The following is an 18,161-nucleotide window of genomic DNA, read 5'->3' on the forward strand; positions in this document are numbered from 1 at the left end:
TGCCGGTGCGGCCGCCGGAGCACACAGGCGAGGCCGCCGGAGCGGTCCGGTCGGTTTGCCGTGCTTCCGAGTCAGCGCAGAGAGAAGACGGCGGGCTCGCCGCTCATCGACATGTGATTGACGACAACATGACCGCCCCTCACGGGGATCACCTCGGGACGGATCGAGAGTGCCGCGTCCCCGGCGTCGGCCGGCTCGATCCGCCCCCGCTCGGCACCGGAGTCGTCGAGCAGGACGATCTGCCCACCGACCACGGTGGAGACCAGGACTGCGATACGACCGTCCGCTTCACGGGCCAGAGCGTCCGTGGAGACTCCATCGGTCCGGTACTCCCACACCTTGTGTCCGTCCTTCAGGGAGTGGGCGACGACCACGTCAGGCACCAGTTCCTTGCGCTCGGTCAAGGTCACCAGCAGATCGCCGAACACGAGGGGCCGGCCCTCCCTGCCGGTGCCCGCGGGTATGCCCTTGGGCACGACGACGTCCCCGTCGGGCCCGCTCAGCGGCACGGTCGCGGTCGGCGCGCCCCGGTCGTCGAAGCCGAGCAGGGCCCGGGTGCCGCGCCGGTCGTCCTCCGACACCGCGAGAACCGCCGGTGTCACGGACACCACGGCGGCCGCGGTCTTCGACTCGACGGGCAGGCGCCTGGCCCACCGTTCCTTTCCGGTACGGGTGTCGAGGGCGATCAACCGCGCATCCGAACCGCACTGTTCGACGAGGAGGGTGCGTGCGGCGTCGGCATCCGCGGCCCGGGGCTCGCAGCCCTGTGCCAGGGATCGGTGCCAGCGCTCCTGGCCGGTCTCGGCGGAACGCGCCCGAAGGGCGTCTTCCTCCGCGGTGACGGCGATGGAGCCGCCCGAGCCAAGACCGCCCGCCGGGAGTCCGTCGCCCTTGAGGTGCCGCGTCCACAGCTTCCGGCCGTCGGAGGTGCGCACGGCAACGAGGGTGGCGCACGGTTTGTCGTGCTTTCCGTACGCGATGAGGCCGACGCCCTGAGCGGCGCCGGGGCTCATCGCGCAGACGGCCTCCCGGGCCGGCGCGGGCACCGACCAGCGCACGGCACCGTCGCGCACCCCGTACGCGGACAGCCCGTCGACCCGCCCCTGCACCACGGTGTCGCCCAGTCCCCAGGCACCGGGCCCCTCGTCGTAGCGGTCGCCGGTGGCCGCGACGTGCCAGGCGACCGTCGGTTTCGCGGGCGCCTCCACGCCGGCCGATGCCTTCGCCGCCGGCCGCCGGTCCGGCTCGTCGCCCGGCCAGAGGGCCCAGAACCCGCCGACGAGGCCGAGGCACACGACGCACGCGAGCGCGGACCGGGCGGGTGTACCGCGCCATGAGGCCTCGACGGGCTTCGAGGTCGCCTTCGTCTTCTCCGCCGCCTCCACCGCCTCCACCGCGTCCAGCGCGCCCAGCGGGGCATTCCCGCCGGTCGCGTCTCCGGCGGTGTCCGGCGCGCCGACCGACCGAGAGACACGGCGACGTACGGCGAAGCCCGCCAGGAAGGCGACGATCAGTCCGACACCCCACAGCAGCGCGCACGTCGTCGCCCGTGGCGTTGCCCGCTCGCCCGTCGCGACCAGGGTCACCGCCGCGCCGAACACGGCACCGCACAGCAGAACGGCGACGGTCAAGGCCGCCGCACGAGCACGCATCACACACCCCCGCCCCCGGCGCACGCCCCCTCGGTACGCCTGCTGCGCGGAATGTACCGCCTTCGGGCCGGTCACCGGCACGCACCCGCACGCTCGACGCAACCCGACTTCCCAGAAGGCGCGTTGCTCAGCGAACCCAGACGAGTCAGACCGCGCCCGACGGTGCCGGCTCCCCCTTCGTGTCGTCATCCGGATCGAGTCGCGTCGACATCGAGATCGAGGCCATCGCCTTCGGTGACCGCGGTGGCGGTCACCGGCCTTCGGCGTCGCTGCGGATGTCTCACAGTCCGGACAGAGCTCGTCCCATTCTGGTGAGCGCTTCGCGCAGGACCGTGGGCGAGGTGGCGAAGTTGAGGCGTACGCAGCCCGCGCCGCCGGTGCCGAAGACGTGCCCGGAGCTGAGGGCGACCCGGGCCCGGTCGAGGAACATCCTCGCCGGTCCGGCCACGTCACCGACCACGCCCGGGCCGTCGGCGCAGTGCTGGTCGGTGTGCAGGTTCAGGTGTGTGCAGTCCAGCCAGGCGAGATAGGTGCCCTGGGGCGGCAGGTACCGCACCCCGGGGAGGTGTTCGTCGACGAGCTGTCCCAACAGAGCGCGGTTGGCGTCGAGTCCGCTCAGCAGGTCGTCGAGCCACTCGCCGCCGTCACGGAACGCCGCGGTGTGGGCGATCACTCCGAGGTGGCTGGGGCCGTGACCGACCTCTTCGGGCATGCGGTGCAGATCGTCGGCGGCTTCCGTACCGGCGACGGCGAGGGCGGCCTTGAGGCCCGCGAGGTTCCAGGCCTTGGAGGCGGAGGTCAGGGCGAAGGCGTTCTCGGCGCCGGGCACCGTCAGGAAGGGGGTGAAGGTGGCTCCGGGCAGCGCCAGAGGTCCGTGGATCTCGTCGGACACCACCCGTACACCGTGCCGGCGCGCCAGCTCGGCTACCGCTTCGAGTTCCTCGCGCGTGTGGACGGTGCCGGTGGGATTGTGCGGGTTGCTCATGAGGAACGCCGCACGCCTGCCGTGCCGCCGGGCCCGTACGAACGCGTGCTCCAGGGCGCCGAGGTCGATGCGCAGGCCGGACCCGAGGGGTGCTTCGACGATGTGACGGGCGTCGTGGGAGACGAACGCGTAGAAGGGCGGGTACACCGGCGAGCACACCACTACGGCGTCGCCGGGACCGGTGATCAGGCGGAGCACCTCGACGATGCCCAGCATGACGTCGGGCACGACGGTCGTGTTCTCGACGCGAAGGTCGTCCCATTGCCAGCGCTTGCCGGCGAAGGCCGCGAGCGCCTCGGCGTAGGCGGTTCCGTGGGGGTATCCGGTGTCGCCCAGATCGATGGCCGTGCGCAGCGCTTCGACGACGGGCGCTGCGAGCGGGACATCCATCTCGGCCACCCACAGCGGCAGCACGTCCTCGGGGTGCGTACGCCACTTCATGCTGGTGCGCGCTCTCAGCTGTGCCAGGGACAGCTGGACGAGTGGATCCGTCCGCCCGCCGTCGCCCCTCTCGGACGGTGCCTCGCTCGTGCGCTCGCTCACGCGCTCCTCCCATCCCCGGACGAGACCGGGACAGTGCGGTCACGGTGCTGGTCGCCTGCGGGACGGCGCCCGGACCACGGCTTCCGGAGCCCGGGCCGCCCCGCATACAGGATCGTCCCCCCGGGCCGAACGCGCGCCCCTTCGGCCCCGGCTTTCCTCTCACGTCCACCGAACGCGCCGGTACGGACCGGCGGTGGGACAACCCGCCGGGAGGCCGAGTGAGGCTGCTCAGGGGCCGGGCGGCGGGCGGTGGAGGCCGCCTGCCGACGGGACGCGGCAATGATGCGCGTCCGCCGGGAGGGCGTCGGCGGGCGGTCAAACCTCCCCGCCGCCCCGGACGTTGGAGGTCAGTACGGTCCTGAGGGGGGCGGCACCGGTGAAGAGGTGGCCTTGTATGCCGAGCTCTTCGGCGGCCCGTACGTTCTCGGGGCGGTCGTCCACGAAGAGGATGTTCCGGGGCTCGGTCCCCAGCGCGTCGACGCACCACCGGAAGGCGGCCGGGTCGGGCTTGGCGTGGCCGATGCGGCAGGAGAAGGCGCGCAGCCGGAAGTGTCCGAGCCAGCCGTGGTGGCGCTCGTAGTGGGCGGCGAGTTCCGCGGGGATGTTGGAGAGGAGCGCGATGTCGCGACCCGCGGCGGAGAGTTCCCCGAGGAGGCCGATCATGTCGGGGTCGACGCCGTCCCAGCCGGCGATGTCGGCGGCGACGAGTGCGTCCGTGCGCCGCGCGTCGAAGCGGGTGTCCAGTGCCTCGGCCACCTGCCGCCAGTACTGCCGCCCGTCGGTGCGTCCGCTGTCGTAGTCGGGGCGCAGGGACCAGTAGGCGTCCCAGAAGCGGTCGGCGGAGTGCGCCGCGGGCAGGTCCGCCGCCCGCAGGACTCGCTCGCGGTCCTCGGGCGACTGGGTGCGGGCGATGACGCCGAAGAGATCGAAGAGCACGGTGTCCGTCATGGCGTCACACCTTCCGGATGACGGCGCCCGCCGCGGCCAGGGCCGCGGTGGGTTCTTCGGGGGCCGAGGTGTCCGTGACGATCGCGTGCAGCGCGGAGGCGGGGGCGACGAAGGCCAGGGCCGTGCGGGTCAGCTTGGGGGCGTCCGCGACCGCGATCACGCGACGGGCCGAGCCGATCGCCGCGCGCTTCGTCGCGGCATCGGCCAGGTCGTAGGCGGTCAGGCCGTCGGCCGCGGTGAGGCCGCAGCAGCCGATGACGGCGGTGTCGAAGCGCAGCGCGGCCAGCGAGGCCTCGGTCAGCGGGCCGGTCAGGGCGAGTTCGCCGGGGCGCGGCTGGCCGCCGGGGACCAGGAGGGTCACCTCGGCGCCGCCGGTCAGGGCGTTGACGGCGTGCAGGGACAGTGGCATCACGGTGACACGGCGGTCGTGGAGGATCCGGGCCACCTCCAGGCAGGTGGTGCCGCTGTCGAGGACGACCGACTCGCCGTCGGAGATCAGACGGCAGACCTCTTCGGCGATGCGGCGCTTGGTCTCCTGGCCCTCGGCGGCGCGCAGCGCGAACGGCGGCTCCTGGCCGCGCAGCAGCAGCGTGCGGGCCCCTCCGCGATAGCGCTCCAGGACGCCCTGCGCGGCCAGGACCTCCAGATCGCGGCGGACGGTCATCTCCGACGCCCCGGTCAGCTCGGCCAGCTCGGCCACGCCCATACGGCCCGCCGCACGCACGGCATCCGTGATCTGCCTCAGTCGTTCGCTGCTCATGACTCCTATTGAACATCAAGCATGTTCGAGATGGGAGTTTACGAACAAAGAAAGTGTTCTGTATGTTCGCTGCATGCCACGCTCGCTTCGGTTCGCCCGCTGGGCCACCTTCTTCTACTTCGGCTTGAACGGCTTCGTCATGGGCATGTGGATCGTGCACATCCCCGTGATCGAGCACCGTGCCGGGATCAGTCACACCGTGCTCGGCTGGCTGCTGCTGTTGCTCGGCGCCGGCGCGTTCGCCGGGATGCAGCTGGTCGGTCCGCTCACCGACCGCCTCGGCGCCCGCATCGCCGTACCCGCCGGGGCGGCGCTGTGCAGCGCCGCTCTGGCCCTGCCAGGACTGGCGAGCGCCCCCCTCGCGCTCGGCGGCGCCCTGCTGGCCCTCGGCTTCGGCAACGGTTGCCTGGACGTCGCGATGAACGCCCACGCCGTGCACGTCGAACGCGCCTACGGGCGCCCCGTCATGTCCGCCTTCCACGCCGTCTTCTCGATCGGCGGTGTGCTGGCCGCGCTGCTCGGCGCCCGCACCCTCGGCGCGGGCGCCTCCCCGGCCGCCACCCTGGGCGTGGTCGCCGCGCTCGGGCTGACGACCGGCCTGCTCGCCGCGCCCGCCCTGCTGCGCACCTCGCCCGCGCGGGACGCCGCCACCCCTGCCGGAGGGTCGGTACGACGGCGCACCCCGCCCCGTGTCTGGGCACTGGCCGCGCTCGCCCTGATGCTGATGCTCTGCGAAGGGGTGGCCAACGACTGGTCTGCGCTGCACCTGCGGGACGTCCTCGACGCCCCCGCCTCCACCGCCGCCCTCGCCTACGGGGCCTTCGCGACCGCGATGACCGTGGGACGCCTGCTGACCGACCGGATCGCCGCCCGCGTCGGAGCGGTCGCCGTCCTGCGCCACGGAGCCGGAGTCGCCGCCCTCGGCCTCGGCACGGCGGCTCTGGCCCCGTGGGTGCCCCTGGCGCTGGCCGGCTGGGCCCTGTTCGGGATCGGCCTGTCCGGCTGTGTCCCCCAGCTGTTCAGCGCCGCCGGACACACCGATCCCGAGACGGCCGCGACGAACGTGTCCCGGGTGGCGGGTCTCGGCTACCTCGGCATGCTCGCCGGGCCCGCCGTCATCGGGCCGCTCACCCACCTCGCCCCGCTCGACATGGTTCTCCTCCTGCCGGTCGCCCTGTGCGTGGTCGGCGCCGTCACGGCCGGCATCCTGCGCCCCGCCTCCGGCAGCCCGCAGCCGACGGCCACGCCGGTGCGGAGCGCCGAGCCGAGCAACCTCTGAACGCCGAGGAGGGACAGGGACGTTGCCCGCGCGTGGGGCGGCAGGCCGTGCCGGGCGCCGGCCGCCGCACTCCTACTGCGGCACCTCCGACACGTCCGCGACCACACAACTGACGTTGTCGGGTCCGCCGGAGCGATTGGCCAGAGCCACGAGCTCGCGTACCGCCTGCTCCGGGTCCGCGACCGTGGTGACCACCCGGCGGACCTCCGCGGGGTCGACGACCGTCGACAGTCCGTCCGAGCAGAGGAGATAGCGGTCCCCGGGCCGCACGTCGTGCAGGCGCATGTCGGGGGTGCCGTAGGCGCCGTGCCCCAAGGCCCTTATGAGCAAGGACCGTTGGGGATGGGAGACGGCCTCCTCGGCGCTGATGCGGCCCTCGTCGACCATCGACTGCACCACGGTGTGGTCGTGGGTGATCTGGAACAGCTCACCGTCGCGCAGGACATGGGCACGTGTGTCACCGATGTGGACGAGCGCCAGCTGCGACCCGGTCCAGAGCATCGCGGTGAGCGTGGTGCCGGCCCCTTCGGGGGAGGAGCCGGCGACGTCGTACACGGCCTGCCGGGCCTGTTCGACCGCGTCTTCGAGGACGGCGAGGAGGCTGCCCGCGGGGATGCCGCCGGTTTCGAGGTGCTTGAACGCGTCGACGGCGGCCGCGCCGGCCGGCGCCCCCGCGCTGCCGAAGCCGTCGGCGACGGCGAGCAGGCGGGGTCCGGCGTACGCGGTGTCCTGGTTGCCGGCGCGGACCAGTCCCGTGTCGGACAGGGCGGCGTAGCGGATTCCGAGGGTGCCTGCGGTCGATGTCATGGCGGGGTCCTTCCTGGACAGGTGGTCGACGAGGAAGGTGGCCAGATCGCGCCGAGCGGCGGTGTCGGCCTCGGCCTGGGCCCAGAACACGCGGATCTCCTGGGCCGCCGCTGCCGGCTCCAGCGTGCACACGTGCCGGATGCGGGCCAGCGGCATTCCCAGGCGCCGCAGCCAGGCGACGGTGCGGGCACGGTCCAGTTGCTCCGGGTCATAGAGCCGGTAACCGGTGACCGGGTCGACGCGAGCGGGGGCCAGCAGGCCCAACTCGTCGTAGAGACGCAGCGCCTTCGGCGACAGCCGGGACGCCTTCGAGAACGCCCCGATGGTCAACAGCCCCATGCCCTCTCCTCCTCCTGCCGGGCAGGTCGCCCGGCCCCACCCATGCTGTGACCTGCCCCAAGGTGAAGGTCAACAGGCGCCGCACCACGCACTCCCGCCGACGCGCGCACGCGCCGAGACACGCACGTACAACGGCTCACGCACACCGACACACGCACACCCACCCGCCCGCGCACACCGACACACGCACACACACGCGTACGAAGACGCGCTCACGCCCGCCCGCGCACCGACGCATGCACACCGCGTCGGCCACCGCACGGCCCGTGCCCGGCCGAGCCGCCTAGGGGGTTTCGTTCGGATCGGCTCCGATCGGGCCGCGGCGTCCGGTGCGGTGCCTCGCAAGGCGGAGGATCACCCGCGTACCGGGCGTACTCGGGTGGTCCGACAACGCGGCGAGGTGCCGTGCCGGGCGTCGCGGACCCGAGCCGATCCGAACGAAACCCCCTAGCGCAGTCGCGCCGTCGCGAGGTGCATCGTGAAGGCGCAGGGGACGATCCCCTGAGGCGTCGTCAACTCCGCCGCCTCGGTGAGGAAGTCCTCCCGCAGGCGCTCCACCGTGGTGTGGTCCAGCGGGCCGAGGTCGTAGAGGCCCGACACCGTCTCCCACACCTGCTCCACGGGGCCGCTCAGATCGATGGCGAAGGTGTCCCATTCCACGGGAGCGAAGCCCGCCGCCCCGAGGACGTCGTCGAGACCCTCACGTGTGCGGGTCCTTCTGTCTCCCAGTGACGGGATGCGCCGCGAGGGCGGCAACTCCTGCATCGTGGAACGCAACAGGCCGACGAAGCGTTCGTATGCCTCGCCACCGACCGCGCCGCCTCCCACCACACAGGCCAGCACACCTCGCGGCGAGAGAACTCGCGCCACCTCCGCCGCGACCTGGTCGATCTCGGCCATGAGCATCAGCGCCATGTGGGAGACACAGGCGTCGAAGCTGTCGTCGGCAAAAGGAAGGGCCTGGGCCCGGCCTTCCTCCAGCCGGGCGCCGGACAGGGCCGGCCGCTGTCGGGCGAGCGCCAGCGATTCGGGCGACAGGTCCACCCCGGCGAGCCGCCTGCCGTCGCTCCGGGCCAGCAGCTCCAGGAGCAGGCCGTCGCCACAGCCGAGGTCCAGCACGCGCCCGCTGCCGGCGACCCGGTCGCACAGAATCTCGTAACTGGACCGGCCGTCGGGAGCACGGCCACGCCCGAACGCCTCGGCGGTCACCGCCGGACGCTCGGCGTGGAAGGCATGGAGGAACGCTTCTTGCGATGCGGTGGTCGTCACGCCCCCAACCTATTGTCCGGGACCGACGGCCCGGGACCCGACCCCCGTGACGGCCCGGCCTCCGGCCCCGCGACGGCCTGGGCCCGGTCACGTGACGCGGCTTGAAGCCTCGCCGTCGGCAGGCCACCGTTGACGGCCTCAGGGCAGCAGTCGTTGTTCCTTCGCCACGGCCACGGCACCGGCCCGCGTGTCGACGCCGAGCTTGTCGTAGATCCGGCCGAGGTGCGTCTTCACCGTCGCCTCGCTGATGAAGAGGGCCTTCGCGATCTCCCGGTTGCCGAGGCCCTGCGCGAGTTGCGTGAGGATGTCCCGCTCACGGTCGGTGAGGGTGGGGCGCGGGCTGCGCATGTTGGCCATCACCCGACTGGCGACCGGAGCCGAGAGCGTCGTACGGCCCTGCGCGGCGGCGTGGATGGCGGCGAACAGTTCCTCCGGTCGCTCGGCCTTCAGCAGATAGCCCGTCGCGCCCGCCTCGATGGCGCGGGTGATGTCGGCGTCGGTGTCGTACGTGGTGAGGACGAGGACGTGCGGGCGGTCGCCGGGAGCGGCCGTGAGGCGACGGGTGGTCTCGACCCCGTCGATACCGTCGCCGAGCTGGAGGTCCATCAGCACCACGTCCGGATCGAGCTTCGTCGTCAGGGCGAGCGCCTCCTCACCCGTGCCCGCCTCGCCGACGACCTCGATGTCCGGGGCGCTGCCGAGCAGGGCGAGCAGACCGGCCCGTACGACGGCGTGGTCGTCGCAGAGCAGGATGCGGACGGGGCGGGACACGTCGTGTGCGCCGTTCATCGGGGCGGCTCCAGGGGGATCGCGACGGACAGGACGGTGCCCTCGCCGGGGGCGGATTCGACGGTGAGGGTGCCACCGAGCTGGCCGGCCCGCGCACGCATCGCGGGCAGCCCGTGGCCCCGGACGCCGGGTGCGGACACGGACCCGTCCTCGGGTGCGAAGCCGTGACCGTCGTCGGCGACGTCGAGGACGACCTGGTCCTCCAGGAGCGTGAGGGTGAGCGTGGCCGTACGCGCACCGGAGTGCTCCCGTACGTTGGCCAGGGCGCCCTGGGCGATGCGCAGCAGGGCGGACCGGACCCGCTCCGGAAGGCGGGGCGCGCGACTGCCGTCGTCCACGTGGACGCGGACGGTGAGCCGCTCACCGGACTCACGGGCGGCCAGCGCGCGCAGCGCGTCGTCGAGGCCGCGGCCGCGGGCGAGGTCGGCCGGGGCCAGGTCGTGCACGACGCGGCGCGCCTCGTCGAGGTTGTGCTGGGTGACGGCCTCGGCCGTCCGCACGTGCGCGCGTGCCCTCGCCGGGTCCGACTCCCAGAGACGGTCGGCGGCCTGGAGCAGCATCTGCTGGCTCGACAGCCCTTGGGCGAGCGTGTCGTGGATCTCCATCGACAGCCTCTGCCGCTCGGCGAGGGTCCCTCCTCTGCGTTCGGACGCGGCCAGTTCACGGCGGGTGCGGATCAGATCGTCGATGAGGGCGCGCTGGCGCGCGGTCTGCCGCTCCATCTGGAGGAAGACGGCGGTCGCGATCGCGGCGACGGCGGGCGGCGCGAGCAGCAGGTTCGGATCGAAGCGGCCCGCGAGACGGAGCTGCGCGGCGACGACGAACGCCGTGAGCACGGCGACCAGCACGAGTGCGGCCCGGGTCGGCAGCATGCGCAGCCCGGAGTAGAAGAGCGGCACCGCGCACCAGGCGAAGCTGGGCGCGAGCACCACGAGGACCATCCACACCGCGACGACCACGGCGAGCCGGCCGAGCCCCAGTGCGGTGGGCCGCGCGCCCTCGCCGCCCGGGCCGGCGTCCCGGCCCAGCGGCGCCCAGCGCCCCTGCGTCACGGCGGTTCCGGAGGACGGGATCGCGTAGAGCAGGGCCAGGGCGACGGACAGCGCGATGATCCACGGGGTACGGGGCTCTCCGGGGTGGCGCACCAGGAACCGGGCGAGCGCGCCGCCGAGCAGCAGGAAGAACGCCACGTGCATCACGGCGCCGAACCAGGGGCCGTCCGCGGCGTACGTCGGGTCCGGGTGCGCGTACGCCCCATGGTCCCGGCCTGTTCGCGCGTACGCCGCGTGATGCCGGCCCGCCCGCTCGGAGGACGCGTGATCGCGGGCCCCCGCGCGCATGGAGGACGCCGAGTCCCGGCCCGTCCGTGCGGAGGACGCGTCGTCCCGGCCCGACCGCGTGGACTGCGTCCGCCGTCGGTCAGTGCGCGATGACGCGGCGCGCGACGGGTCATCGCCCGCGCCGGTGTCGTCCCCGCGGTCCGCCTCCGGGTCCACGTCATCCACCTCCTCCAGCGCTCCTGCCAGGTCAAACACTCCCATTGTCACCAGTCTCGGCGACCCCGGGGTCATCCGATCGGCTGACCCGGCCGTCGGACGGTCGGCGGCCGGTCACCAGCCGGAACGCCGACCGGACCGGACCGCGTACGGCACCAGGCTGGAGAGCGGAAGAAGTGATTGCCCTCCGACATCAGGAGTCGACCTCATGAAGAAGCTCTCCCGCCGTGCCCGCATCGCCACCGGCGGTGCCGTGATCGCGGCGGTCGCCGCCGGCACGTTCGGCACGGTCTCCGCGAACGCCTCGGCGCCCGCCTCCCCCGCGGCCGCTCCCGTGGCGAACGTGAAGAGCGGCAGCACCACCACGTCGACCCACCTCACGGTCGACGCCGCCACCAAGGCCGCGCAGGCCGCGCTCGACGCCGCCGAGGGGGAGAACCAGAAGATCACCGTCGCGGTCGTCGACCGCAACGGCAACACCGTCGTCACCCTGCGCGGCGACGGCGCGGGCCCGCAGTCGTACGAGTCCGCGCAGCGCAAGGCGTACACGGCCGTCTCCTGGAACGCGCCCACGTCCGAGCTCGCCAAGCGTCTTGAGCAGGCTCCGAACCTGAAGGACATCCCCGGCACCCTGTTCCTCGGGGGTGGCGTGCCCGTGGCCGCCAAGGGTGCCCCGGTCGCCGGGATCGGTGTCGCCGGTGCGCCCTCCGGCGACCTGGACGAGAAGTTCGCGGCGGCGGGCGCGGCGGCACTGGGTCACTGATCCGGTGACCGAGCCGCCCGCCGACGCATGATGACGCCTGCGGCACGAGCCCGTGCCGGCTCGCGCCGCAGGGTCCGCGTGACCCGGGCGGCTCGCCCGAAGGGATCCGTGGACCCTGCCGGCCCGCCCGCAGCTGCAAGCAAAGGAGCACAGCCACCATGAACACGCAGCAACGCGCTCTGCTCGACGCCGCCGGGGAGGGCGACGCCGGCGCCGTGCGGGCCGCACTGGCCGCGGGCGCCGACCCCGAGGCCCGCGACGAACACCGCCGTACTCCACTCCTCCTCGCCGCGCTCGGCGACCACGTCACCGCCGCGGAGGTGCTCGTCGCGGCGGGCGCGGACCCGAACGCCCAGGACGACCGTGACGACAGCCCTTGGCTGGTCACCGGGGTGACCGGCAGCGTCGGCATGATGCGCGCCCTGCTCCCGGCGGGCCCGGACCTGAAACTGCGGTACCGCTTCGGCGGCATCGCCCTCATCCCCGCGGCGGAACGCGGCCACGTGGACTACGTACGAGCCGTCCTGCGGGAGACCGACATCGACGCCGACCACGTCAACCGCCTCGGCTGGACGGCCCTGTTGGAAGCCGTGATCCTCGGCGACGGTGGGCGCGCGCACCAGGAGATCGTGGAGCTGCTCGTCACGGCGGGCGCCACACCGGACCTGCCCGACGGTGACGGCGTGACCGCCCTGGAACACGCCGAGCGACGCGGATTCAGTGAGATCGCCGGTCTGTTGAGGCACCTGGGGTAGCGGCACGCCGACCCGCGCGGCGCGGCGGGCGGAACGCCACGCCGGGCGGTCCGGCGCCCGCCGGACGCTCTCGCACCGGCCTCGCGCCGCGTCGGACCCGTGGGCGACGGAGTCGGACCGGTGGGCGAAGGGGTCGGTTCAGTGGGCGATGGAGTCGATGAGGTCGCGGGCACCCTGGCGGAGCAGGGCGACGGCGACCGCGGTGCCGAGCGTGGCCGGGTCGAGGGGCCCGGCCCATTCGTGGGCGTTGAGGACGGTCTTGCCGTCGGGGGTGAACACGCAGGCGCGCAGGGACAGATCGCCGTTGCGCTCGGCCTTGGCGTACCCGGCGATGGGCGAGTTGCAGTGTCCCTGGAGCACATGGAGGAACATCCGCTCCGCGGTTGCCTCCCGGTGTGTGTCGGGGTGGCCGAGGGCGCTGACGGTGTCGATCAGTTCGGTGTCGCCCTCCCGGCACTGGAGGGCGAGGATCCCGGCACCGATCGGGGGCATCATCACGTCGGTCGGGAGGATCTCGGTGATCACGTCCTGACGGTCGATGCGTTCGAGTCCGGAGACGGCCAGCAGGAGGGCGTCGGCGTCGCCCGCGGCGAGCTTGTCCAGGCGGCGGTTGGCGTTGCCGCGCATCGGGACGCACTCCAGGTGGGGGTAGGACGCGGCGAGTTGGGCCACGCGCCGTACCGACGAGGTGCCGACACGGGTGCCGGCGGGCAGTTCGTCGAGGGTGAGGCCGTCCGGGTGCACGAGTGCGTCGCGGATGTCGTCGCGCCGGAGGAACGCGGCGAAGACCGTGCCTGCCGGGAGCGGGCGGTCGGCGGGTACGTCCTTGACGCAGTGCACCGCGAGGTCCGCCTGTCCGTCCAGCAGCGCGGCGTCGACTTCCTTGGTGAACGCGCCCTTCCCCTCGACCTGGGCGAGATCCCCCATCCACTTGTCGCCGGTGGTCTTCACCGGCACGACCTCGGTGCGGATCCCGGGGTGGAGCACGGCCAGTTCGGCGCGCACGCGTTCCACCTGTGCCAGGGCCATGGGCGAGTCGCGGGAGACGATGCGGATCAGTTCAGGGGCGGACATGCCGTCACGATAGCCAATCGCCCGCCGGCTTCGAGCAGCAACCCCGAAGGCTCATCTCGGAGGCGGGAAACGCACATTGAGGCGCCGGACGCATGTACGAGAAGGGGGACGGCCGTGCGAAGGGGCGGTCCGCGGCTGCGGGCAGGTCCGGCTTCGGGCCGGTTCCAGAACTCTCACCGTCCGGTCGTCGCCGAGTCTCCGGCCGGGCGGAATCCCGGCGCCCGAAAGAAGTACTCCGGGCCGTCCGGACCCGGATGCCAGGTGGTCGTGATCCGTGTGCGCCCCGCCGTCGGATCCGGGCGGCCCCGGTGGACACGGCGTGGAGCGCGTCGGCGGCCGCCGCATCCAGGGTGATCCGGTCGCCTCCCGGTCGGGGCGGCGGCCGGATCGCGCAATCCCTGCGGGGCCGTTGTCCGTATGCATTGACAGGAGGCGATCCCTCCGAGACGACAGCTCCGCGACGCCGGGCTCCGCGTGGTGACCGGCGCGGGGTGTCCCAGGGCGGCGCCCGGCGCGCGGATGCGTCCCGGCCGGCCGGTGCCCGCCCGCGATCCGGCCCGTGCCGCGCTCCGGTCCGCACCGCACCGCACCGCGCGGCGATCACCCGGCCGGGACGCCTTTCCCCCGTGGGCCCTCCGTGCCCATGAACACCTGGAGTCGCCATGACGTCCCACAACGCTGCCGAAGCGGCCTTGCGGGGGCTGGGCGTGTGCTGTGCCGTCGCCAACACGGTGCTGCACACGGTCCTCGTCCCCGACCACCTGGAGGAGATGTTCTACATCGGCGTCCTGTTCGCCGTGGGCAGTGCCGTCATGCTCGGCGTGGCCGTGGCACTGATCCTGATGAAGCGAGCGCTGATCGCCTGGCTGACCGGGGCCCTCGTCAGCCTCGGCATGATCGTCGGATTCGTGCTGTCGCGCACCGTCGGCCTGCCGGGTGGCTATGCCGAGCCCGGTTGGGAACCGCCCTACGGCCCCCTGTCCGTGCTCGTCGAGGGACTCTTCGTGCTGACCTTCCTCGTCTGGCTCGGCGACAGGGCCGCACACGGTGCCGTGCCCGGGCTGCCGCGCAGGACGACCCACGAGCCGGCACCGGCCGGACGAGACCTCTCGGGCGCCGGGCGAGACCTGTCGAAACACGTGTGAGGGCCTTCCCGACGAACCTGGAGCGGGAAGAGATGTGACCACGACCGGCGAACGCAGGACGAGCGGACCGGTGACCGGGGGAGGCGGTCCGCTCCACCGTGTGCCGACCGGCAGAACCCGAGGATCACGCCGATCACGCAGATCACACGGATCACTCCAGGTGGCTCGCTACGGAGCCCGCGGATGACTCCTGGTCGCCCCCCACGTCGCCGGGGCCCAGGCGTGCGGACGCGAGCACGGTGCCGTCGGGCGTCGCGACCCGGGCGCCGGAGACCGCCGAGGGGTCGACCCGGGCCTGGCTCCCCCAGGATCCACGGCCGTCGCGCAAGGTGAAGGTGCCCACGCGAACCGTGCTGCCGTCCTTGTGCTCCAACAGGCAGACGATCTTGCCACTGAAGGGGTTGCCCGCCTCGGCGAGGTCGACGGTCATGTAGACCCATCCCTCGGGGTCGGTGTGTGCGTAGACCTCGCCGCTCGGCTTGTTCTGGGCGACCGTCGAGATCAGGTCGCCGGAGAGCATTTCCTTGTCGGTGCCGGCGGACGTGGCGGCGGGTCCGGCCACGACGTTCTGGATGGCCGTACCGGCGGCCCAGCCGCCGAAACCGACCGCGACGAGGACCGCGGCCGCGACGGCGGCGACCCGAGGCCTCATCCGTCCGCGCCTGCCCCCTGGCCGGGCCGAGTAGTCGCCGGGACGCGGATGCCTCTCGCGCACGGACGTCTCAGGTACGGACGTCCCATGCACGGACGTCTCGTGCGCCGTCTCGCGTGCCGTCGGCCCGCGCACGTGGGCCCCGTGCCCGCGAGCCTCGCGCACGGGCTTCTCCTGCGTCAGCGACTGCGCCACCCGGGCCTCGAAACCGACCGGGGGTTCGCTGCCCGGCAGCAGCCCGATGAGGCCGTCCCCCACGAGGGTGAGCTGCTCGACATACTCGCGGCAGCCCGCGCACTCGTCGAGATGGGCGACCGCGCCGGCCCGCTCCCGGCCGGGCAGCACGCCGAGCGCCAGTTCGGCGCCGACCTCCCGCACCTTCTCGCAGGTCATTTCACTGGACATGGTCGCCTCGTTTCGGAGACGCAAGCGTCGTGCGCAGCTTGCCCATCGCTGTCCTGATGCGCGTCTTCGCGGTGCCCAGCGGGATCTTCTCCGAGTCGGCGACCTGCTGGGCGGTCATGCCGTAGATGCCCGCCATCACCAGGGCACGGCCCTGCTCGGGCGGCAGTTGCGCGACGGCCGCCCGCAGCCGGGCGGAGGCCTCGTCGGCCAGCGCGTGCTGCTCCGGAGTGTCGCTGACCACGTCGAGGATCGCTTCGAGATCCTCGGGCGCCACCGGCTCCAGCCGTCGCGACCGGACGGCGTCGATGGCGAGGTTGTGCGCGATGGCCGTCAGCCAGGTCTTCACCGAACCGCGACGCGCGTCGTAGATCTGCGCGTGGCGCCACGCCCGCTCGAACGTCTGCTGAGCGATGTCCTCGGCGAGCTGCGGATCACCCGTGACGGCGATGGCGACACCGAAGACCGTGTGCTGGAACCTTCGGACGAAGGTGACCGCGAGCTCCGGATCACCGTCGGCCAGCCCGGACAACAGTGCTTCGTCCGGAAGACGGCCGACCGGGAACCTGAATCTCGTCACATCCGTATATACGGTCCGCCCACGCCTGGGGATTGCCCGTCCGCCACGAAAACGGAAGGCCATGTTCCGATTCTCTCTCCGCGACTCCGCCCCGCATCCGTCACAGGCCGAGGGAGATGGCGAGTCGGGTCATCTCGGCGGTGGTGGTGATGTTGAGCTTGGTGCGGATCCGGCGCAGGTAGGCGTCGACCGTGTGCTTGGACAGTCCCATCTGGCGTGCCGCCTGCAGGTAGGTGCAGCCGGCGGCGATATGTCGCAGGGTCTCGCGTTCGCGCGGGGCCAGCGCGGGGGCGTCGGCCTCGGAGGCCGCGGCGGGGGCCTGGGTGCCGGGGGCCGAGGCCTCGGCGGACGGGGTGGTCGAGGCGGTCGGGGTGGAGATCGGGGCGGTGAGGGCGGGGCTCATGAGGTCTTCCTTTTCTGTCGACGGGTCGGATGGGTCGTCACTGCCCACACCCTCGGAAGCAGTGGGCAAATGCCCGATTAGGACGTTTTGCCCTGGTTCAAAAAGACTGACTCGGTGACGTCATCACCACGTCCGCCGACTGTCACGGGCGTGTCACAGGCCACATCCGGCCACCCGGCACCACCTCGCCGTACCGTCGCCGCCAGAGCCCCCCGGGAGCCGGCCACCCTCGCGCACACCACACCGTTCCGGGCGCGCGACCACCCCCGCCGCAGACGCCGCCCGCCTTGACGACAGGCGACAGTCCGGTGAATTCGGGGCAAAATGGGCGTGTGGACATCCGGCGCGTGTCAGTGGACCACCTCGCCGATCAGCCGCCGGGCCGCGGGTGGGTGTTGATTCCCCTCGCGCTGATCGTGGTCATCACGGTCGTGGACGTCCACTCCCCCACCGACATCCACCTCGGTCCGCTGCTGGTCATCGCGCCGGCCCTCACCGCCTCGCTCGCCGGACCGAAAGTCACCGCCCTCGTCGGAGCACTCGCGGTGATCGCGCAGATCGTCATCGCCACCCTCCACGGAGGCCTGATGACGGCGAACCACATCGCGCAGATCATCGCCCTGACCGCGCTCTCCGCCCTGGTCGTCTTCGTCTGCTTCCTGCGCGAGCGCCGCGCTCGGCAGCTGAGCCGGGCACGATCGGTGGCCGAGACCGCGCAACGCGTCCTCCTGCGGCCACCGCCCCGCCGCGTCGGCCCCCTGCGCGTGGCGTGGCTGTACCTCGCGGCCGAGGACGAAGCGCGCATCGGCGGCGACCTCTTCGCGGTCACTCGCGCCGCCGGCTCCTCCACCCGCGTCATCATCGGCGACGTCCGCGGCAAGGGCCTCGCCTCCATCGCCGAGGCATCCGTGCTGCTGGGCGCCTTCCGCGAAGGCGCCCACCGCTATGCGAGCCTGCCCGAACTGACCTCCGCGCTCGAAGTGAGCGTCTGCCGGGGCATGGACGAAGTCGCCGACAACGCGCTCGACCCCGGCGAGCACTTCATCACCGCTCTCGTCCTCGACATCCCCGACGACGGCCCCCAGCCGATGCTGATCAACTGCGGTCATCCGCCTCCCCTGTTGCTCCAGGACGGAGAGGTCACGGTGCTGCACGCGCGCAGCCCGGTGCCGCCCCTCGGCATGTGCGAACTGCCTGCCACCAGCCACCACCCCGAACCCTTCGAGCTGGAAACCGGAGACACCCTCGTCCTCTACACCGACGGCGTCATCGAGGCCCGTTCCCCGAGCGGGGCCTTCTATCCGCTGGCCGAGCGGGTCGCGGCCTTCGCCACCCGGCACCCCGAAGTCCTTCTGCAACGCATCCACGAGGACCTCGTCGCCCACGTCGGCCACCGGCCCACCGACGACGCCGCGCTCCTGGTCATCCAGCGCACTCCGGTGCACCAGCGCCCCCACCTCGCGGCCCACCACGACGGCCATCCCCAGGGCCGCCCGGCCCCGCAGAAGTGATCCGCACCC

At 72.7% G+C, this 18,161-nt stretch carries 17 protein-coding genes; 5 read left to right on the forward strand and 12 right to left on the reverse strand.

What is annotated here, in order from left to right:
* Nucleotides 1-71: 71 nt before the first annotated feature.
* The 4 genes from ACZ4IF_RS27990 to ACZ4IF_RS28005 form a co-directional block, all read right to left on the reverse strand.
* A complete protein-coding gene (locus tag ACZ4IF_RS27990; RefSeq protein ID WP_467567633.1) occupies nt 72-1,652 on the reverse strand; it encodes an outer membrane protein assembly factor BamB family protein in 1,581 nt (526 codons plus the stop codon).
* Nucleotides 1,653-1,932: 280 nt separating this feature from the next.
* Complete coding sequence (locus tag ACZ4IF_RS27995) at nt 1,933-3,180, reverse strand: MalY/PatB family protein (protein ID WP_467567635.1); 1,248 nt, start codon at nt 3,178-3,180, stop codon at nt 1,933-1,935.
* Between the two features lie 315 nt (nt 3,181-3,495).
* Nucleotides 3,496-4,128, reverse strand: a complete 633-nt coding sequence (locus ACZ4IF_RS28000) for an HAD family hydrolase (RefSeq protein ID WP_467567637.1) — start codon at nt 4,126-4,128, stop codon at nt 3,496-3,498.
* 4 nt (nt 4,129-4,132) lie between these two features.
* Nucleotides 4,133-4,888, reverse strand: coding sequence for a DeoR/GlpR family DNA-binding transcription regulator (locus tag ACZ4IF_RS28005; protein ID WP_467567639.1), 756 nt, complete (start codon nt 4,886-4,888; stop codon nt 4,133-4,135).
* 73 nt (nt 4,889-4,961) lie between these two features.
* Here ACZ4IF_RS28005 and ACZ4IF_RS28010 point away from each other — a divergent pair, with 73 nt between their 5' ends.
* Complete coding sequence (locus tag ACZ4IF_RS28010) at nt 4,962-6,167, forward strand: MFS transporter (RefSeq protein WP_467567641.1); 1,206 nt, start codon at nt 4,962-4,964, stop codon at nt 6,165-6,167.
* 72 nt (nt 6,168-6,239) lie between these two features.
* Here ACZ4IF_RS28010 and ACZ4IF_RS28015 read toward each other — a convergent pair whose 3' ends face one another.
* The 4 genes from ACZ4IF_RS28015 to ACZ4IF_RS28030 all read right to left on the reverse strand — a co-directional run bounded on the left by ACZ4IF_RS28015 (nt 6,240) and on the right by ACZ4IF_RS28030 (nt 10,567).
* Nucleotides 6,240-7,313, reverse strand: a complete 1,074-nt coding sequence (locus ACZ4IF_RS28015; protein ID WP_467567643.1) for a MerR family transcriptional regulator — start codon at nt 7,311-7,313, stop codon at nt 6,240-6,242.
* 447 nt (nt 7,314-7,760) lie between these two features.
* Entirely contained in the window at nt 7,761-8,582 is an 822-nt protein-coding gene (locus tag ACZ4IF_RS28020; RefSeq protein ID WP_467567645.1) for a class I SAM-dependent methyltransferase, read from the reverse strand.
* A gap of 138 nt (nt 8,583-8,720) precedes the next feature.
* Nucleotides 8,721-9,371, reverse strand: coding sequence for a response regulator (locus ACZ4IF_RS28025; RefSeq protein ID WP_467567648.1), 651 nt, complete (start codon nt 9,369-9,371; stop codon nt 8,721-8,723).
* Entirely contained in the window at nt 9,368-10,567 is a 1,200-nt protein-coding gene (locus ACZ4IF_RS28030; protein ID WP_467567781.1) for a sensor histidine kinase, read from the reverse strand. Before ACZ4IF_RS28030 ends, ACZ4IF_RS28025 begins: the two co-directional genes overlap by 4 nt.
* A gap of 508 nt (nt 10,568-11,075) precedes the next feature.
* On the opposite strand from ACZ4IF_RS28030, the gene ACZ4IF_RS28035 reads away from it, so the two are divergent.
* Nucleotides 11,076-11,630, forward strand: coding sequence for a GlcG/HbpS family heme-binding protein (locus tag ACZ4IF_RS28035; protein WP_467567650.1), 555 nt, complete (start codon nt 11,076-11,078; stop codon nt 11,628-11,630).
* 158 nt (nt 11,631-11,788) lie between these two features.
* Nucleotides 11,789-12,385: an ankyrin repeat domain-containing protein gene (locus tag ACZ4IF_RS28040; protein ID WP_467567652.1), complete on the forward strand. Its 597-nt coding sequence runs from the start codon at nt 11,789-11,791 to the stop codon at nt 12,383-12,385.
* Between the two features lie 138 nt (nt 12,386-12,523).
* Here the strand turns inward: ACZ4IF_RS28040 and hemC are convergent, their stop codons facing one another.
* Nucleotides 12,524-13,459 (reverse strand): hydroxymethylbilane synthase, encoded by a 936-nt coding sequence (gene hemC / locus ACZ4IF_RS28045; RefSeq protein WP_467567654.1) that lies wholly within the window; start codon nt 13,457-13,459, stop codon nt 12,524-12,526.
* 662 nt (nt 13,460-14,121) lie between these two features.
* On the opposite strand from hemC, the gene ACZ4IF_RS28050 reads away from it, so the two are divergent.
* On the forward strand, nt 14,122-14,604 hold the full coding sequence (locus tag ACZ4IF_RS28050) for a hypothetical protein (protein ID WP_467567656.1): 483 nt from the start codon (nt 14,122-14,124) through the stop codon (nt 14,602-14,604).
* A 151-nt stretch (nt 14,605-14,755) separates the two neighbouring features.
* On the opposite strand, the gene ACZ4IF_RS28055 is transcribed toward ACZ4IF_RS28050, so the two are convergent.
* The 3 genes from ACZ4IF_RS28055 to ACZ4IF_RS28065 form a co-directional block, all read right to left on the reverse strand.
* On the reverse strand, nt 14,756-15,661 hold the full coding sequence (locus ACZ4IF_RS28055; protein WP_467567658.1) for an anti-sigma factor family protein: 906 nt from the start codon (nt 15,659-15,661) through the stop codon (nt 14,756-14,758).
* Nucleotides 15,651-16,238: an RNA polymerase sigma factor gene (locus ACZ4IF_RS28060; RefSeq protein ID WP_467567660.1), complete on the reverse strand. Its 588-nt coding sequence runs from the start codon at nt 16,236-16,238 to the stop codon at nt 15,651-15,653. Before ACZ4IF_RS28060 ends, ACZ4IF_RS28055 begins: the two co-directional genes overlap by 11 nt.
* Nucleotides 16,239-16,338: 100 nt before the next feature.
* Entirely contained in the window at nt 16,339-16,641 is a 303-nt protein-coding gene (locus tag ACZ4IF_RS28065) for a response regulator transcription factor (protein WP_467567662.1), read from the reverse strand.
* 332 nt (nt 16,642-16,973) lie between these two features.
* Between ACZ4IF_RS28065 and ACZ4IF_RS28070 the strand changes: the two genes are divergently transcribed.
* Nucleotides 16,974-18,152: a PP2C family protein-serine/threonine phosphatase gene (locus tag ACZ4IF_RS28070; protein WP_467567664.1), complete on the forward strand. Its 1,179-nt coding sequence runs from the start codon at nt 16,974-16,976 to the stop codon at nt 18,150-18,152.
* The last annotated feature ends 9 nt before the right edge of the window (nt 18,153-18,161 follow it).

This window comes from Streptomyces sp. NPDC025784 (genome assembly GCF_055558435.1).

Coding starts and splice junctions, on each gene's coding strand:
- ACZ4IF_RS28065 (WP_467567662.1), bottom strand. CDS start 16,641: ATGAGCCCCGCCCTCACCGCCCCGATCTCCACCCCGACCGCCTCGACC.
- ACZ4IF_RS28035 (WP_467567650.1), top strand. CDS start 11,076: ATGAAGAAGCTCTCCCGCCGTGCCCGCATCGCCACCGGCGGTGCCGTG.
- ACZ4IF_RS28055 (WP_467567658.1), bottom strand. CDS start 15,661: ATGTCCAGTGAAATGACCTGCGAGAAGGTGCGGGAGGTCGGCGCCGAA.
- ACZ4IF_RS28015 (WP_467567643.1), bottom strand. CDS start 7,313: ATGGGGCTGTTGACCATCGGGGCGTTCTCGAAGGCGTCCCGGCTGTCG.
- hemC (WP_467567654.1), bottom strand. CDS start 13,459: ATGTCCGCCCCTGAACTGATCCGCATCGTCTCCCGCGACTCGCCCATG.
- ACZ4IF_RS28050 (WP_467567656.1), top strand. CDS start 14,122: ATGACGTCCCACAACGCTGCCGAAGCGGCCTTGCGGGGGCTGGGCGTG.
- ACZ4IF_RS28025 (WP_467567648.1), bottom strand. CDS start 9,371: ATGAACGGCGCACACGACGTGTCCCGCCCCGTCCGCATCCTGCTCTGC.
- ACZ4IF_RS28000 (WP_467567637.1), bottom strand. CDS start 4,128: ATGACGGACACCGTGCTCTTCGATCTCTTCGGCGTCATCGCCCGCACC.
- ACZ4IF_RS28005 (WP_467567639.1), bottom strand. CDS start 4,888: ATGAGCAGCGAACGACTGAGGCAGATCACGGATGCCGTGCGTGCGGCG.
- ACZ4IF_RS28040 (WP_467567652.1), top strand. CDS start 11,789: ATGAACACGCAGCAACGCGCTCTGCTCGACGCCGCCGGGGAGGGCGAC.
- ACZ4IF_RS27990 (WP_467567633.1), bottom strand. CDS start 1,652: ATGCGTGCTCGTGCGGCGGCCTTGACCGTCGCCGTTCTGCTGTGCGGT.
- ACZ4IF_RS28030 (WP_467567781.1), bottom strand. CDS start 10,567: ATGCACGTGGCGTTCTTCCTGCTGCTCGGCGGCGCGCTCGCCCGGTTC.
- ACZ4IF_RS28010 (WP_467567641.1), top strand. CDS start 4,962: ATGCCACGCTCGCTTCGGTTCGCCCGCTGGGCCACCTTCTTCTACTTC.